Consider the following 360-nt stretch of genomic DNA (forward strand, 5'->3'; position numbering starts at 1 on the left):
AATGAGTTGCTATCGGCTGATCCGCTGAATTTTCCGGATTATATGCCTAAGCTAGAAAAAGACAAAGAGAAATCAGGGCTGTCGGAGGCGATCGTTACAGGCGAAGGTACAATAAAAGGCTATCCGGTCGTCATCGCTGTTATGGATTCCCGCTTTCGTATGGGAAGCATGGGCTCTGTCGTAGGAGAGAAAATTACCCGAGCGATCGAGCAGGCGATTGAGAAAAACTATCCGTTTCTGCTTTTCTCCGCTTCCGGTGGAGCACGCATGCAGGAAGGAGTTCTTAGTCTGATGCAGATGGCGAAAACAAGCGCAGCGCTTGCTAAGCTGAATACAGCAGGCGGGCTCTACATTTCTGTT

The 360-nt window shown here is 49.2% G+C and carries 1 protein-coding gene; it reads left to right on the top strand.

What is annotated here, in order from left to right; translation table 11 throughout:
* Window positions 1-360 (top strand): carboxyl transferase domain-containing protein (locus LKX83_RS32095; protein ID WP_304518363.1); only part of this gene is annotated, 360 nt, incomplete at both ends.

The sequence above is a fragment of the Cohnella baijiui genome, from assembly GCF_020731285.1.
Lineage (GTDB): Bacteria > Bacillota > Bacilli > Paenibacillales > Paenibacillaceae > Cohnella.